The organism is Pseudomonas sp. QS1027 (assembly GCF_002814235.1).
Classification (GTDB): Bacteria; Pseudomonadota; Gammaproteobacteria; order Pseudomonadales; family Pseudomonadaceae; genus Aquipseudomonas.
The window spans coordinates 468,492-484,786 of record NZ_PHSU01000003.1; the positions used below are offsets into that span (position 1 = coordinate 468,492).

General features: G+C 61.7%; 16 protein-coding genes. All 16 read left to right on the forward strand.

Features of this window, described 5'->3' with window-relative positions; translation table 11 throughout:
• The first annotated feature begins 72 nt into the window (after positions 1-72).
• The 16 genes from CWE01_RS02865 to fliI all read left to right on the forward strand — a co-directional run bounded on the left by CWE01_RS02865 (position 73) and on the right by fliI (position 16,289).
• Positions 73-999: a ketoacyl-ACP synthase III gene (locus CWE01_RS02865; RefSeq protein WP_100939004.1), complete on the forward strand. Its 927-nt coding sequence runs from the start codon at positions 73-75 to the stop codon at positions 997-999.
• A 79-nt stretch (positions 1,000-1,078) separates the two neighbouring features.
• Positions 1,079-2,371 (forward strand): motility associated factor glycosyltransferase family protein, encoded by a 1,293-nt coding sequence (locus CWE01_RS02870; protein WP_100939005.1) that lies wholly within the window; start codon positions 1,079-1,081, stop codon positions 2,369-2,371.
• Complete coding sequence (locus CWE01_RS02875; RefSeq protein WP_100939006.1) at positions 2,368-2,637, forward strand: hypothetical protein; 270 nt, start codon at positions 2,368-2,370, stop codon at positions 2,635-2,637. Before CWE01_RS02870 ends, CWE01_RS02875 begins: the two co-directional genes overlap by 4 nt.
• Positions 2,638-2,829: 192 nt before the next feature.
• Positions 2,830-3,681, forward strand: a complete 852-nt coding sequence (locus CWE01_RS02880) for a flagellin domain-containing protein (protein WP_100939007.1) — start codon at positions 2,830-2,832, stop codon at positions 3,679-3,681.
• Positions 3,682-3,754: 73 nt separating this feature from the next.
• Positions 3,755-4,126, forward strand: coding sequence for a flagellar protein FlaG (locus CWE01_RS02885; RefSeq protein ID WP_100939214.1), 372 nt, complete (start codon positions 3,755-3,757; stop codon positions 4,124-4,126).
• 82 nt (positions 4,127-4,208) lie between these two features.
• A complete protein-coding gene (gene fliD, locus CWE01_RS02890) occupies positions 4,209-5,651 on the forward strand; it encodes a flagellar filament capping protein FliD (protein ID WP_100939008.1) in 1,443 nt (480 codons plus the stop codon).
• A gap of 130 nt (positions 5,652-5,781) precedes the next feature.
• A complete protein-coding gene (gene fliS, locus CWE01_RS02895; protein ID WP_100939009.1) occupies positions 5,782-6,177 on the forward strand; it encodes a flagellar export chaperone FliS in 396 nt (131 codons plus the stop codon).
• 10 nt (positions 6,178-6,187) lie between these two features.
• Positions 6,188-6,484: a flagellar protein FliT gene (locus tag CWE01_RS02900; protein ID WP_100939010.1), complete on the forward strand. Its 297-nt coding sequence runs from the start codon at positions 6,188-6,190 to the stop codon at positions 6,482-6,484.
• A 171-nt stretch (positions 6,485-6,655) separates the two neighbouring features.
• Complete coding sequence (locus CWE01_RS02905) at positions 6,656-8,131, forward strand: sigma-54 dependent transcriptional regulator (protein ID WP_100939011.1); 1,476 nt, start codon at positions 6,656-6,658, stop codon at positions 8,129-8,131.
• A gap of 128 nt (positions 8,132-8,259) precedes the next feature.
• On the forward strand, positions 8,260-9,456 hold the full coding sequence (locus CWE01_RS02910; protein WP_256579301.1) for a PAS domain-containing sensor histidine kinase: 1,197 nt from the start codon (positions 8,260-8,262) through the stop codon (positions 9,454-9,456).
• Positions 9,453-10,865 (forward strand): sigma-54 dependent transcriptional regulator, encoded by a 1,413-nt coding sequence (locus tag CWE01_RS02915; RefSeq protein WP_100939013.1) that lies wholly within the window; start codon positions 9,453-9,455, stop codon positions 10,863-10,865. The genes CWE01_RS02910 and CWE01_RS02915 overlap by 4 nt, the downstream gene beginning before the upstream one ends.
• Positions 10,866-10,997: 132 nt before the next feature.
• Complete coding sequence (fliE, locus tag CWE01_RS02920; RefSeq protein WP_100939014.1) at positions 10,998-11,327, forward strand: flagellar hook-basal body complex protein FliE; 330 nt, start codon at positions 10,998-11,000, stop codon at positions 11,325-11,327.
• A 21-nt stretch (positions 11,328-11,348) separates the two neighbouring features.
• On the forward strand, positions 11,349-13,136 hold the full coding sequence (fliF, locus tag CWE01_RS02925; RefSeq protein WP_100939015.1) for a flagellar basal-body MS-ring/collar protein FliF: 1,788 nt from the start codon (positions 11,349-11,351) through the stop codon (positions 13,134-13,136).
• Entirely contained in the window at positions 13,129-14,148 is a 1,020-nt protein-coding gene (gene fliG / locus CWE01_RS02930) for a flagellar motor switch protein FliG (RefSeq protein ID WP_100939016.1), read from the forward strand. Before fliF ends, fliG begins: the two co-directional genes overlap by 8 nt.
• Before the next feature lie 10 nt (positions 14,149-14,158).
• Positions 14,159-14,941, forward strand: coding sequence for a flagellar assembly protein FliH (gene fliH, locus CWE01_RS02935; RefSeq protein WP_100939017.1), 783 nt, complete (start codon positions 14,159-14,161; stop codon positions 14,939-14,941).
• Positions 14,931-16,289, forward strand: coding sequence for a flagellar protein export ATPase FliI (gene fliI, locus CWE01_RS02940; protein WP_100939018.1), 1,359 nt, complete (start codon positions 14,931-14,933; stop codon positions 16,287-16,289). The genes fliH and fliI overlap by 11 nt, the downstream gene beginning before the upstream one ends.
• The last annotated feature ends 6 nt before the right edge of the window (positions 16,290-16,295 follow it).

Genomic DNA, 16,295 nt, shown 5'->3' on the forward strand with positions numbered 1-16,295 from the left:
AATCTCTGTTTGTCGGCAGCCCTCGGTCCTGGTGAGCGAGGGTTTTCAGCTGTTTATTATTGGGAAGCCGTAATGATTGGCATAAAGAGCATTGCGAGCTACGTGCCTGTAGCCGGCGTGGACAATTACGCACAAGGTGCAAAATTCGAGAAGGATGAAGCCTTCATCCTCGGCAAGATCGGTTCGGCCTTCCTGCCGCGCAAGGATGACGAACAGGAAACCTCGGACCTGTGTGTCGAAGCCGTGAATGCGCTGTTCGCCCGCAATCCCGAGCTCAAGCGCGAATCCATCGACGCGCTGATCGTGGTCACCCAGAACGGCGATGAGGAAGGCCTGCCGCATACCGCCGCCATCGTCCAGGACAAGCTCGGCCTGCCCACCAACGTGGCCGCGTTCGATATTTCCCTGGGTTGCTCCGGTTATGTCTATGGCATCTACGCGATCAAGGGCTTCATGGAAGCGGCGGGCCTGAAAAACGGCCTGTTGGTCACCGCCGATCCTTATTCGAAGATCGTCGACCCGGAAGATCGCAACACCACCATGCTTTTCGGTGATGCGGCGACGGCTACCTGGATGGGCGAAGACGCGCCCTGGCAACTGGGCAAGGCCAAGTTCGGCACCGACGGGTCCGGCGCGCCGCACCTGAAGGTCAGCAATGGCGTGTTTTTCATGAACGGCCGCCAGGTCTTCAACTTCGCCTTGCTCAAGGTTCCGGCGCACCTGCACGAGTTGCTCGAAGAGTCCGGCCTGCAAGCGGACGATATCGACGCGTTCTGCATTCACCAGGGCAGCGCGGCGATTGTCGATGCCGTGGCGCGGCGTTTCGAGGGCGAGCCCGAGAAGTTCATCAAGGACATGGTCGAGACCGGCAACACGGTGTCGTCGAGTATTCCACTGTTGCTGGAAAAACATGTCCTGGACTCGACCTGGAAGCGCGTGGCCCTCAGTGGCTTCGGCGTGGGCTTGTCGTGGGGCTCGGCGATTATTCATCGGCCTTGATGCCAAAGGTCGCAAAATGGCGCTCCAGGTGAGATAACCTTGAGCGCCATTTTTTTGCGCGGATGTTGAGTGAGACGGCATGAGCGAAAGTTTCGAGCAGAACCTGCAGGTCATTGGCGCCCGTTGGCCGGGCTTGCTGCCGCGGCTGTTGGCCGAGGACAGCGAGTCGTTGCCGGTTGAACTGGTGGAGGGGCTGGGTTCGACCCTGAGCGTGGGCGGCATCCAGCTCACCAGCCGCCATGATCGTGTCGCCGAGGCTCGCCTGCAGGCCGCCAGCCTGCCGCCGGACAGCGCCTTGCTGCACCTCTACGGCACCGGCTTGGGCGATCTGCAACAGGTCCTGCTGGAGCGGCCGACGCTGCAGCGCCTGTGTGTCCATGTCCTCAACGGCGCGTTGTTCAAGCTGGTGCTGGGGCTGTTGGATCAGCAATCCTGGCTGAGGGACCCACGGGTCGAACTGAGCTACGCCGCCGACCACCCCGAGATTCTCTTGCCATTTTTCGCCCTGCCGGCCGAACTGGTGCTGGCCGATGACGACAACGCGCGGATGCGTGATCGTCTGGTCGGCGAGGTGCATCTGACTTTCAACAATCGCGAGTTCGATCCGCAGTCCGCGGTCATCGTCCAGCGTCTGCTGGACACCCGTGAGGTGTTTGGCGTCGATCGCGACGTCGCCGAGTTGTTTGCGACGCGCCCGGGCCAGCACATCTATGTGATCGGTACCGGGCCGACCCTGGAGCAACAGTTCGCCAAGCTGCGGGCGATCGGCGAGCAGCCGGAGCGGCCGTTGTTCATCAGCGTCGACACCGCCTACCGGCCATTGCGCGAGCAGGGGATCCGACCGGATATCGTGGTCAGCATCGACCAGCGCATCGGTTTCCGGCATTTACCCCCCGAAGCCTCCGACGACATTCCCCTGGTCTATATGCCGATGAGCGATCCCCAGGTGCTGCAGGCCTGGAAAGGCCCGCGCTACGGCGGCTATTCCATCAGCCCGATCTATGCCTCGGTGCGTGAGCAGTGCCAGCGCGGCCTGTTGTTCGTCGGCGGCAGCGTGCTGCACCCGGCGGTCGACCTGGCGGTGAAGATGGGCGCGGCACGCATCACCCTGTTCGGCGCCGACTTCGCCTTCCCGATGAACAAGACCCATGCGGGCTGGAAGGATGGCGATCTCGGCCCGGGCGTCGACCTGGCGCAGCACTGGGTACTGGACGGTCAGGGGCAACGGGTCAGGACGCAGTTGAACTTCCGTCGTTACCTGGTGGAGCTGGAGCGTTATATCGCCCGTCATCCGCAGGTGGCGTTCCTTAACAGCAGCCGGGCGGGGGCGCGGATCGTCGGTGCCGGGTTCGACCAGGAGTTTGTCCAATGAGCCGGCTGGCGCAGTGTGTCGAGGAAGCCCGCGAATGCGCCGGGCTGTTTCGTCTGAGCCGTGATGTAGAGGCGGCGTTGAACATGGTCGAGGTGTTCGACGCCGTGCAGTTGGCGTTGGCGAGCGCACCGCAGGCCGTTCGGCAACAGTGGGCGCAACTGCTGACACGCATGCTGGTTTGCCAGGAATCCCAGGACTGGTTGGGGCTGGCTGACTGGATGGAATACGAACTGGTGGGGCTGTTGGAATCGGCGGCAATTCCCTGACGTCATTTTTCCTTCCGGGGCAGGGCGCCAAGCCCTTGTTTTCCAAGGGGTGGCAGGGTGATGGCAAATTTTTTGAAAAAAACCCTCAAGCAACTTGCAATCCCGACGATAACTATTACGAAGGTTCTCTAGGCCATACCCGGCGCTTGCCAGGGCCGGAAGCCGCAGTACCCAACCAACGAGGATTTCGTCATGTCTTTAAGCGTAAATACTAACGTCACTTCCCTGGCTGTTCAGCAGAACCTGAACAACGCAGCCTCGGCTCTTTCCACCGCCATGACGCGCCTGTCTTCCGGCCTGCGAATCAACAGCGCCGCGGACGACGCCGCCGGTCTGCAGATCTCCACTCGTATGACCAGCCAGCTCCGTGGTATGACCGTTGCGATCAAAAACGCCAACGACGGTATCTCCCTGGCGCAAACCGCTGGCGGCGCGATGTCCACTGACACCGACATTCTGCAGCGTATGCGGGAACTGGCCGTACAGGCTCGTAACGGTACCAACAGTACTGCCGACCAGACCGCGACCAACGCTGAATTCGCCCAGATGTCGGACGAATTGACCCGTATCGCCGCCAGTACCCAGTTGAACGGCAAGTTCCTGCTGAACGGTTCGGCTGGCGTTGTGACCCTGCAAGTGGGTGCCAACACCGGTACCGCCAACCAGATCAGCCTGTCCCTGAGCGGCAAGTTCGACGCCGTCAGCCTGTCCGTGGACAGCGGTACTCTGGTTCTGACCGGTGCTACCAGTGCCGCCGCAGCCTCCAACATCGACAACGCGATCACCGCGATCGACGCTGCAATCGCTGCCATCGGTGCTACCCAGGCCAGCCTCGGTGCTTCGCAGAACCGTCTGACCAGCACCATCGACGTTCTGCAGAACGTGGATCAGAACACCGATGCTGCACAGGGTCGTATCCAAGATACCGACTTCGCCGCTGAAACCGCCGAGCTGACCAAGCAGCAAACCCTGCAACAGGCTTCCACCTCGGTTCTGGCTCAGGCCAACCAACTGCCTTCCGCTGTACTGAAGCTGCTTCAGTAATTTCGGAATGAGTTTTGGCGGGGGGGTGTGCTTGTCACGCTCTCTCGCTTTTTCACGTTGAGAGGTGATGGTTATGGACATGAGTGTAAAGCTTAGTCTGTCTTACCCCGCTGTTACGCCGGCCAGTTCCAGTCCTGTTGCCGGCCAGCCGGTATCGGCCACGGCGGCGCCTCAGGCGGATCCGGTAAAACCCGTTTCGGCCACCAGCAAGGACTCGGACTCTTCCGACAGACTCAAACAGGCTGTGCAGGATATCGAGAAGTTCGTTCAATCGATCAAGCGCAACCTGGAATTTTCCATCGACGAGCACTCCGGGCAAGTCGTGGTCAAGGTGATCGCCAGTGACAGTGGTGAAGTGATTCGACAGATTCCCACCGCGGAAGCCTTGAAACTGGCTGACAGTTTGAGTTCAGCGAGTAATGTGCTGTTTGACGCGAAAGCCTGACAGCTGGCATGAATCGTGTGTGCAGGTACTTTTGGTGCTGGTAAAGGTCAAAAGACTGGCAGCAAATTGAAGGGAGATAAACATGGCAAGTCCAATTACACCGTCTACGGGCCTGGGTTCCGGCCTGGATATCGGTTCGATCGTGACCGCGCTGGTCAACGCCGATAAATCGGCTGCGCAGACACAGATCACCAATTCGCAAGCAACCAACACGCTGAAGCTCTCCGGCGTGGGTTCGCTGAAAAGTGCGCTGACGACCTTCCAGACCGCACTGACCAATCTCAACAGTTCGACCACTCCGCAGTTCGCCGGCTTCTCGGCAACATCGGGGACGCCGTCGACCTTGACGGCCACCACTGACAATACCGCGGTAGCCGGTAGCTACAACATTACGGTGAATGCCCTTGCCACGGGTTCGCAGGTAGCCAGTGCTTCCTTTGCCGGCGGTGCGAGCAGTGCCATTCCGAGTGGTACCCTGACCATCAGTCAGAATGGCACTAACTACAATGTCACCATCCCGGCGAATGCGACGCTGCAGAGCACCCGTGACGCGATCAACTCCACGCTGTCGAGCAACGGTATATCCGCCAACATCGTGACCGACAGTAGCGGCTCTTCGCGTCTGGTGTTTGGTTCTACTACCACTGGCGTGGGTTCCGATTTGTCGGTCAGTGGTATTGCCGGTCTGGAAGTCGACGGCACCCAGGTGATGGCCAATCCCCCGTCGGCAACCAGTTCGGGGGCGATCACTGCGTTGGCCCAGAATGCCAGCCTGACGATCAGCGGTCTGACGGTCAGCAGCAAGAGCAATACCGTCACCGGTGCCGTCAGTGGTCTGACACTGAATCTGCTCTCGGCAGGGGCTCCAGGCGTGGGTGCGACCTCTCAGGTCACCGTGGGTACCAACACCACGGGTCTGCAGAGTTCGATCCAGACGTTCGTGAACGCCTACAACAGCCTGATGACGACCATCGGCAATCTCAGTACCCCGACGACCGACTCCAATGGTAATGTCGTGCCGGCGGCGTTCACCGGCGACTCCTTGCCTCGCGCACTGATTTCCAGCATCCGTGGTGTGCTCACCACGCCTGGGCCGGGTAGTCAGTTGGCAGTGCTCTCGCAGTTGGGTGTGGGGACGGATCCGGTTTCGGGTAACCTGAACTTCAACGCCACTACGTTCAACCGGGCCATGACCACCGATGGCCTGAGCGGTCAGGTGCAGACGCTGTTTACCGGGACCACCGCCAACTCTGGGTCGGACGGTGTGTTGTCGCGGATGACCGCGGCGATCTCCTCCTACGTCCAGACCGGTGGTTTGCTCGATCAGCGCACCGACAGCCTGAACACCCAGGCCAGCAGCCTGACCAGTCAACAGGCGGCACTGGATCTGCATGTCACCAACATCACCGCAACCCTGACGGCCAAGTACAACGCCATGGACCTGTTGGTCGGGCAGTTGAAGGCGACCTCTACCAGCATCACGTCGTTCTTCAGCTCGCTGGATGCGCAGAAGTCGGCCAGCTGATTATCGGCTTCACGCCAAAAACCCGGCTGCGTTTACCGCGTGCCGGGTTTTTGCCTTCTGGGTCTAAAGTTTTCTGACTCAAAGACGATACACTTCTTATACGAACCCCTGAGCAGTAATGAGGTAGAACATGAATCCGATGCTAGCCCTTCGGCAATACCAGAAGGTAGGAGCCCAGGCCCAGACCTCCGAGGCCAGTCCTCACCGTCTGGTGCAGATGTTGATGGAAGGTGGTCTGGATCGTATCGCGCAGGCCAGGGGTGCCATCCAGCGCAAGGACATTCCAGGCAAGGGTATCGCCATCGGCAAGGCCATCGATATTATCGGCGGTTTGCGCGAAGGCCTGGACCTGGAGAAATCAGCGGATTCGGTGGGTAGCCTGGACAATCTTTACGCCTATATGATGAAAGTCCTGCTGCAAGCCAATGTAAAGTCGGATATCGGCCTGCTCGACGAAGTCGCCGGCCTGCTCGCCACCGTCAAGGAAGGTTGGGACGCCATCGCACCACCGGGTCCGCAGTTCTAAGGAGTACATCATGAGTCTCGTACTGCAGCGTATCGAAGAAACCCGCGAAGCCCTGGTAAAGGCTTTGGCCGAGCGTGACTGGGAGGCCATCACCCAGCTGGACCTGGCCTGTCGTGCTTGCATGGAAGATGTGCTGGGCGAGACTGGCCTGGATGAGGACGCACTGCGCGTCAAGCTGGAAGAGTTGCTGCACGTCTATCGCATGTTGCTGGAAGCGGCGATGACCGAACGTCAGTCAATAGTCGATGAGATGTCGAAGATCCAGCAAGCAAGGAACGCTGCAAAGGTTTACCATCTGTTCGGTTAATGTTGGGTTAATCGAACCGTATTGCGCCATAAATTTGACTATGTACGCTTTTTTGACTTAACTAGTGCTGTTTCCAGATTTCAGTCGTCCTTTGAGGCCCTGTCCGGCCTCGGATGTCTAGCTTGCCCCACCCATAACGGGCATCGAGTTGACTAGGGAAGTTGCTATTGCATGTGGCGTGAAACCAAAATTCTGCTGATCGATGACGATAGCGTTCGCCGCCGCGACCTGGCGGTGATCTTAAATTTTCTCGGCGAAGAAAATATTTCCTGCACCAGCGATGACTGGCAGCAGATGGTCGGCTCTTTGTCGTCCAGTCGCGAAGTGCTGTGCGTCCTGATCGGGACGGTCAATGCCGCGAGCGGACTGACTGGCTTGCTTAAGACACTGTCGACCTGGGATGAGTTCCTTCCCGTCCTGCTTCTGGGTGAAATTTCTTCTGCCGACCTGCCCGAAGACCAGCGTCGTCGGGTCCTGTCCAGCCTGGAAATGCCGCCCAGCTACAGCAAGCTGCTCGACTCCCTGCACCGTGCCCAGGTCTATCGCGAGATGTACGACCAGGCCCGTGAGCGCGGCCGGCAGCGCGAGCCCAACCTGTTCCGCAGCCTGGTCGGCACCAGCCGTGCCATCCAGCACGTGCGCCAGATGATGCAGCAAGTGGCCGACACCGACGCCAGCGTGCTGATCCTCGGCGAGTCCGGCACCGGCAAGGAAGTGGTGGCGCGCAACCTGCACTATCACTCCAAGCGCCGCGACGCGCCTTTCGTACCGGTCAACTGCGGGGCGATCCCGGCCGAGTTGCTGGAAAGCGAACTGTTCGGTCACGAGAAGGGCGCCTTTACCGGGGCCATCACCAGCCGTGCCGGGCGTTTCGAGCTGGCCAACGGCGGTACGCTGTTCCTCGACGAGATCGGCGACATGCCGCTGCCGATGCAGGTCAAGCTGTTGCGTGTGCTGCAGGAGCGTACCTTCGAGCGCGTGGGCAGCAACAAGACCCAGAGCATCGACGTACGGATCATCGCCGCCACCCACAAGAACCTTGAAAGCATGATCGAGGTCGGCAGCTTCCGCGAAGACCTCTACTACCGCCTGAACGTGTTCCCCATCGAGATGGCGCCGCTGCGTGAGCGGGTCGAGGACATTCCGTTGCTGATGAACGAATTGATCTCGCGCATGGAGCACGAAAAGCGCGGTTCCATTCGTTTCAATTCGGCGGCGATCATGTCGCTGTGCCGGCACGCCTGGCCGGGCAATGTCCGCGAACTGGCCAACCTGGTGGAGCGCATGGCGATCATGCATCCGTATGGGGTGATCGGCGTCGCCGAACTGCCGAAGAAATTCCGCTACGTCGATGATGAAGACGAGCAACTGGTGGACAGCCTGCGCAGTGACCTCGAAGAACGGGTCGCGATCAATGGCCATACTCCGGACTTCACTACCTCGGCGATGTTGCCGCCCGAAGGCCTCGACCTCAAGGACTACCTCGGTGGCCTTGAACAGGGGCTGATCCAGCAAGCGCTGGACGACGCCAATGGCATCGTCGCTCGCGCCGCCGAGCGCCTGCGGATCCGTCGTACCACCCTGGTGGAGAAGATGCGCAAGTACGGGATGAGCCGTCGCGAGGGTGATGAACAGGCGGATGATTGACGCCTGTTTTTCAAGCTGCTGAAAAGTAGCTGGTTTTTTTTCGGCACGGGTATTGCTAAGTCTCTCGTAACGTTCCGTTTAAATGACGGTCAGCCAAGCGAGAGAGCACCATGCCCCAAGCCGCCCCGATGTCACCTGTCCCTGAAGCCTCGGGATCTTCGTCGTCCGTCGAGCAGGCCGGTCGGTTGGGTCTGGAGCAGGCTTTCTCCCTGTTCAATCAGATGTCGACGCAACTCAACGATTCCTACAGCCTGCTCGAAGCCCGGGTCACCGAGCTCAAGGGCGAGCTGGCCGTGGTCAGTGCCCAGCGCATGGCCGAACTGGCGGAAAAAGAACGCTTGGCCAATCGCCTGCAGAACCTGCTCGACCTGTTGCCGGGCGGGATCATCGTCATCGATTCCCAGGGCATCGTCAGCGAGGCCAATCCGGCGGCCCGGGAGCTGCTCGGCCAGCCCCTGGTCGGCGAGCTCTGGCGCCAGGTGATTGCCCGTTGCTTCGCCCCGCGTGAAGACGACGGCCATGAAATCTCCCTCAAGGACGGTCGGCGCCTGTCGATCTCCACCCGCTCGCTGGATGCCGAACCGGGTCAGTTGGTGCTGCTCAACGACCTGACTGAAACCCGTCTCCTGCAGGATCAACTGGCCCGGCATGAGCGCCTCTCGTCGCTGGGACGCATGGTCGCGTCCCTCGCGCACCAGATCCGCACGCCGCTCTCGGCGGCCTTGCTCTATGCCAGCCACCTCACTGAACAGGTCTTGCCGGTCGAGACCCAGCAGCGTTTTGCCGGGCGCTTGAAGGAGCGCCTGCACGAGTTGGAGCACCAGGTCCGCGACATGCTGGTATTCGCCCGTGGCGAGCTGCCGCTGACCGATCGGCTGACGCCCAATGCCTTGATGCAGGCGCTGCAGGCCGCGGCACAGACCCATGTCCAGGGCGCCTCCGTGCGCTGGCAGTGCGACAGTCATGTCGGTGAGTTGCTGTGCAACCGCGACACCCTCGTGGGCGCGCTGCTGAACCTGATCGAAAACGCCCAGCAAGCCACCGTCGGCGAGGTGCGCCTGAAGGTGCACCTGTACGCCCGTGGCGCGACCTTGCGCCTGTGCATCAGTGACAATGGCTCGGGAATCGACCCGAGCGTCCTGGCGCGCCTGGGTGAACCGTTCTTTACCACCAAGACCACCGGCACCGGCCTCGGCCTAGCGGTGGTCAAGGCCGTTGCCCGGGCGCATCAGGGCGACATGCAATTACACTCGCGGCTGGGGCGTGGCACCTGTGCGATGGTCTGCCTGCCGCTGATTCCTGGCGCCATGGAGGCTCAAGAATGAAACCGCTGCTCAAGGTCCTGCTGGTCGAGGACGACCATGCCTTGCGTGAAGCGTTGGCCGATACCCTGCTGCTGGCCGGGCACCGGTTCCATGCGGTCGGTTCGGCCGAGGAAGCGTTGGAGGCCGTGGCCGCGGAGTCGTTTGGCCTGGTGATCAGTGACGTCAATATGCCGGGCATGGACGGGCACCAGCTGCTGGGCCTGCTGCGCGCACGCCAGCCGCAATTGCCGGTGTTGCTGATGACCGCCCATGGTGCTGTGGAGCGGGCGGTGGATGCGATGCGCCAGGGTGCGGCCGACTATCTGGTCAAGCCGTTCGAGCCCAAGGCCCTGCTCGATCTGGTGGCACGGCACGCCCTGGGACAGCCGGGCGCGCTGGACAGCGAGGGGCCGATCGCCTCGGAGCCGGCCAGTGCGCAGTTGCTCGAGCTGGCGGCGCGGGTCGCACGCAGTGATTCGACGGTACTGATTTCCGGCGAGTCCGGCACCGGCAAGGAGGTCCTGGCGCGCTATATCCATCAGCAGTCGCCGCGTGCCAGCCAGCCGTTTATCGCCATCAACTGCGCGGCGATTCCCGACAATATGCTCGAGGCCACCCTGTTCGGTCACGAAAAGGGCTCTTTTACAGGCGCTATCTCCGCCCAGGCCGGCAAGTTCGAGCAGGCCGATGGCGGGACCATCCTGCTTGATGAGATTTCCGAAATGCCCCTGGGGCTCCAGGCCAAGCTGTTGCGTGTGCTCCAGGAGCGCGAGGTCGAGCGGGTCGGTGCACGCAAACCGATCACCCTGGATATCCGCGTGGTGGCCACCACCAACCGTGACCTGGCGGGGGAAGTGGCGGCGGGGCGTTTCCGTGAAGACCTTTACTATCGCCTGTCGGTTTTTCCGCTGGCCTGGCGTCCGTTGCGCGAGCGCACCGCCGATATTCTGCCGCTGGCCGAACGTCTACTTGCCAAGCACAGCGCGAAAATGAAACATGCCTCTGTTCGACTGTCACCCCAGGCGCAGGCTTGCCTGATCGGCTATCCGTGGCCGGGCAACGTGCGCGAGCTGGACAATGCGATCCAGCGGGCGCTGATCCTGCAGCAGGGCGGGTTGATCCAGGCCGAGGATTTCTGCCTGGTGGGGCCGGTCGGTGCGGCACCGCTGCCAGGGCTCGCGGTGATCAATCGGCCGTCCGTCGGCGAGCCGGTGCTGGCCGAGGCGGTATCGGGGGAGCAGGCGGGTGGCCTGGGCGACGACCTGCGTCGGCGTGAATTCCAGATGATCATCGACACCCTGCGCGCCGAGCGCGGGCGGCGCAAGGAGGCTGCCGAGCGGCTGGGTATCAGTCCGCGTACGCTGCGCTACAAACTGGCGCAGATGCGCGATGCGGGAATGGATGTCGAGGCCTATCTGTTTGCCACGTAAGTCGATTCGGGCTCGTGTGTCGTGTATCGGATTTTGTTCGAGGACGACAAGGAGCTGGCACCCTTGTTGCTAATCCTTCACTAACAGCTGCACAAGTGTCAAAAAATTGCAGGCCGCCGGAGAGAGACTTTCATGAGCCAGGGTGTTGAATTTAATCGATTGATGCTGGACATGCGCTCCATGCAAATGGATGCCATGGCTCAATCCAAATCGACTGCAGTTGCGCCGGAAGTCAGCGGCAGCAGCTTCTCCGATTTGCTCGGCAATGCCATCAACAAAGTCAACGACGTGCAGCAAGCCTCGGGCCAGCTGTCCACCGCATTCGAAATCGGCAAGAGCGGTGTCGACCTGACTGACGTCATGATCGCTTCGCAGAAAGCCAGTGTCTCGTTCCAGGCCTTGACCCAAGTGCGCAACAAATTGGTCCAGGCTTATCAAGACATCATGCAGATGCCGGTCTAAGGGTTAGGGACGTAAATAGTCATGGCAGAAGTTCTCGCCGATAACGTACCGGCCAAGTCCGGCCCCACAGACGGTAAACCGCCGCTGTTCGGGTTGTCCTTTCTGGAAAATCTTTCCGAAATGACCATGCTCCGTCAGGTTGGCCTGATGGTCGGTCTGGCGGCCAGCGTGGCGATCGGCTTTGCCGTGGTGTTGTGGTCCCAGCAGCCTGACTATCGTCCCCTGTATGGCAGCCTGGCCGGTATGGATGCCAAGCAGGTCATGGAAACCCTGGCGGCGGCGGATATTCCCTACACCGTCGAACCGAACTCCGGCGCACTGCTGGTCAAGGCCGATGACGTGTCCCGTGCACGCCTCAAGCTGGCTGCCGCCGGCGTGACGCCGAGCGACGGCAACATCGGTTTCGAAATCCTCGACAAGGACCAGGGCCTGGGCACCAGCCAGTTCATGGAAGCGACCCGTTATCGGCGCGGCCTGGAAGGCGAACTGGCGCGGACCATTTCCAGCCTGAACAACATCAAGGCCGCCCGCGTGCACCTGGCGATCCCGAAAAGCTCGGTATTCGTGCGTGATGAGCGCAAGCCCAGCGCTTCGGTATTGGTCGAGCTGTATTCCGGTCGCTCCCTGGAGCCTGGACAGGTGCTCGCCATTATCAACCTGGTGGCCACCAGCGTTCCGGAACTCAGCAAGTCGCAGGTCACCGTCGTCGACCAGAAAGGCAACCTGCTTTCCGACCAGGCGCAAAACTCCGAATTGAGCATGGCTGGCAAGCAGTTCGATTACAGCCGGCGCATGGAAAGCATGCTCACCCAGCGGGTGCACAATATCCTGCAGCCGGTGTTGGGCAACGATCGCTACAAGGCCGAAGTTTCCGCCGACGTGGACTTCAGCGCGATCGAGTCGACCTCCGAACAGTTCAACCCTGACCAGCCAGCGCTGCGCAGCGAACAGTCGACCACCGAACAACGCACCGCCAGCAGCGGCCCGCAAGGCGTACCGGGGGCCCTGAGCAACCAACCGCCAGGCCCGGCCACCGCACCGCAGACCACTGGCGGCGCCGGCGCTTCGTCCGCGGCCATCGCCCCTGGCCAGCCGCTGCTCGATGCCAACGGCCAGCAGATCATGGATCCGGCCACGGGCCAACCGATGCTGGCGCCGTATCCGGCGGACAAGCGTCAACAATCGACCAAGAACTTCGAACTGGATCGCTCCATCAGCCACACCAAGCAACAGCAAGGTCGCGTGACCCGTCTGTCGGTGGCGGTGGTGGTCGACGATCAGGTCAAGATCAACCCGACCAATGGCGAGACCACCCGTTCGCCGTGGAGCGCCGACGAACTGGCGCGCTTCACCCGCCTGGTCCAGGACGCCGTCGGTTTCGAGGCCAGTCGCGGCGACAGCGTCAGCGTGATCAACGTACCGTTCTCCACCGAGCGCGGGGAAGTGATCGCCGATATTCCGTTCTACTCGCAACCCTGGTTCTGGGATGTGGTCAAGCAGGTACTGGGTGTATTGTTCATCCTGGTGCTGGTGTTCGGTGTGCTGCGTCCGGTGCTCAACAACATCACCGGTGGCGGCAAGGGCAAGCAGTTGGCCGGTTTCGGCGGCGACGTCGAACTCGGTGGCATGGGCGGCCTGGATGGCGAACTGGCCAACGACCGCGTCAGCCTGGGCGGCCCGCAGAGCATCCTGCTGCCGAGCCCGAGCGAAGGTTATGACGCACAGCTGAACGCCATCAAGAGTCTGGTAGCCGAAGATCCGGGCCGTGTGGCACAGGTCGTCAAAGAGTGGATTAACGCCGATGAGTAATAACGCCGCCGTCAACCAGAAGCTGACCCGAGTCGACAAAGCCGCGATCCTGCTGCTGTCGCTGGGCTCCACTGATGCTGCACAAGTGTTGCGCCACATGGGGCCCAAGGAAGTCCAGCGGGTCGGCGTGGCGATGGCGCAGATGCGCAACGTGCACCGTGAGCAGGTCGAACAGGTCATGAGCGAGTTCGTCGAGATCGTCGGCGACCAGACCAGCCTCGGCGTCGGCTCCGATGACTACGTGCGCAAGATGCTCACCCAGGCCCTGGGCGAAGACAAGGCCAACGGCCTGATCGACCGCATCCTGCTGGGTGGCAACACCAGCGGCCTGGACAGCCTCAAGTGGATGGAGCCGCGGGCGGTGGCGGACGTGATCCGCTACGAGCACCCGCAGATCCAGGCGATCGTCGTGGCTTACCTCGACCCCGACCAGGCCGGCGAAGTGCTGAACAACTTCGACCACAAGGTGCGCCTGGACATCATCCTGCGGGTCTCGTCGCTGAACACGGTGCAGCCGGCGGCCCTCAAGGAACTCAACCAGATTCTCGAGAAGCAGTTCTCCGGCAACTCCAACGCGGCTCGTACCACCTTGGGTGGTATCAAGCGTGCCGCGGACATCATGAACTTCCTCGACAGCTCGATCGAAGGCCAGTTGATGGACTCGATCCGCGAAGTCGACGAGGACCTGTCGACCCAGATCGAAGACCTCATGTTCGTCTTCAACAACCTGTCCGATGTCGACGACCGTGGTATCCAGGCGCTGCTTCGCGAGGTGTCCTCCGACGTCCTGGTGCTGGCGCTCAAGGGCTCCGACGAGGGCGTCAAGGAAAAGATCTTCAAGAACATGTCCAAGCGTGCGGCGGAACTGCTGCGCGACGACCTCGAAGCCAAGGGTCCGGTTCGCGTCAGCGACGTGGAGACCGCGCAGAAGGAAATCCTTACCATCGCCCGCCGTATGGCCGAAGCCGGAGAAATCGTGCTCGGTGGCAAGGGCGGCGAAGAGATGATCTAAGGATCAAGCCATGACTGATCCAACCGATCTGATCCGCGCCCGTGACGTGGGCGGTTTCGACCTCTGGTCGTTGCCCAGTTTCGACCCGCATGTCGAGGTGCCCGAACCCGAGCCGGCAGAAGAAGTACCGGCCGAGATGGAAGAGGTGCCGCTGGAGGAAGTCCAGCCGCTGACCCTCGAAGAACTCGAAAGCATTCGCCAGGAAGCCTACAACGAAGGTTTCGCCGTGGGCGAACGCGAAGGTTTCCACAGCACCCAGATCAAGGTGCGCCAGGAAGCCGAAGTCGCCCTGAGCGCCAAGCTCAAGGCCCTGGAAGCCTTGATGGGCAATCTGTTCGCGCCCATCGCCGAGCAGGACCGGCAGATCGAGCAGAGCCTGGTGGGGCTGGTCGAGCACATGGTCCGTGAGGTCATCCAGCGTGAGCTGAAGATCGATTCCAGCCAGATCGAGCATGTCCTGCGCGAAGCCCTCAAGCTGTTGCCGCTGGGTGCCGAGAATGTCCGCTTGCACATCAATCCCCAGGACTTCGACCAGATCAAGGCCCTGCGCGAGCGCCACGAAGCCACTTGGCGCATCGTCGAGGACGAGGCCCTGCAGGCGGGTGGTTGCCGGATCGAAACCGAGCACAGCCGGATCGATGCGACCATTGAAACGCGTATCAGCAAGGCCATCGCTCAGTTGTTCGATCAGCTCCACGAGCAATCCCTGCACCCGGCGGTGCCGGACATGGCCCTGGAGTTGGAGGAAGCGTTGACGACGGCTCCTGAAGCGGACCTGTCCGATGCGTCTTGAACGCACCAGCTTCGCCAAGCGCCTGAGCGGTTACGCTGAAGCCATCGACCTGCCTGGGCAGCCGATTCTCGAAGGGCGCCTGTTGCGCATGGTCGGCCTGACCCTCGAAGCCGAAGGCTTGCGCGCCGCCATGGGCGCGCGCTGCATGGTCATCAACGACGACAGCTATCACCCGGTGCAGGTCGAGGCCGAGGTGATGGGCTTTTCCGGGGGCAAGGTGTTCCTGATGCCGGTGGGCAGCGTGGCCGGCATTGCGCCGGGAGCCAGGGTCGTGCCGCTGGCCGACACCGGGCGTCTGCCGATGGGCATGAGCATGCTCGGGCGGGTACTTGACGGTGCCGGCCGTGCCCTCGACGGCAAGGGCGGGATGAAGGCCGAGGACTGGGTGCCGATGGACGGTCCGACCATCAACCCGCTCAACCGCGATCCCATCAGCCAGCCGCTGGACGTGGGTATTCGCTGCATCAATGGTTTGTTGACCGTGGGCCGCGGCCAGCGCCTAGGGCTCTTCGCCGGTACCGGCGTGGGCAAGAGTGTGCTGCTGGGCATGATGACCCGCTTCACCGAGGCCGACATCATCGTCGTCGGCCTGATCGGCGAGCGGGGTCGCGAGGTGAAGGAATTCATCGAGCACATCCTCGGTGAAGAAGGTCTCAAGCGTTCAGTGGTGGTGGCTTCGCCGGCGGATGACGCGCCGCTGATGCGTTTGCGCGCAGCCATGTACTGCACGCGAATTGCCGAGTATTTCCGCGACAAGGGCAAGAATGTCCTGTTGCTCATGGATTCCCTGACCCGTTTCGCCCAGGCCCAGCGGGAAATCGCCCTGGCCATCGGCGAACCGCCGGCGACCAAGGGTTACCCGCCCTCAGTGTTCGCCAAACTGCCCAAGCTGGTGGAGCGGGCCGGTAACGCCGAGGCCGGCGGCGGTTCGATCACCGCGTTCTACACCGTGCTGTCCGAAGGCGATGACCAGCAGGACCCGATTGCCGACTCGGCGCGGGGTGTGCTCGACGGCCACATCGTCCTGTCCCGGCGCCTGGCCGAGGAAGGCCATTACCCGGCGATCGATATCGAAGCGTCCATCAGCCGGGTCATGCCGGCGGTGGTCAGCCCTGAACACATGAGCCGCGCCCAGCACTTCAAACAGCTCTGGTCGCGTTATCAGCAGAGTCGCGACCTGATCAGCGTCGGTGCCTATGTCGCCGGCGGCGATCGCGAGACCGATACTGCGATTGCCCTGCAGCCGGCGATGACCAAGTACCTGCGCCAGGGCTTGAACGCCAATATCAGCCTGGGCGAAAGCGACGCGCACCTGGCGTCGGTGTTTGCTCCCGCGGCCGGCGGTTAATCGATC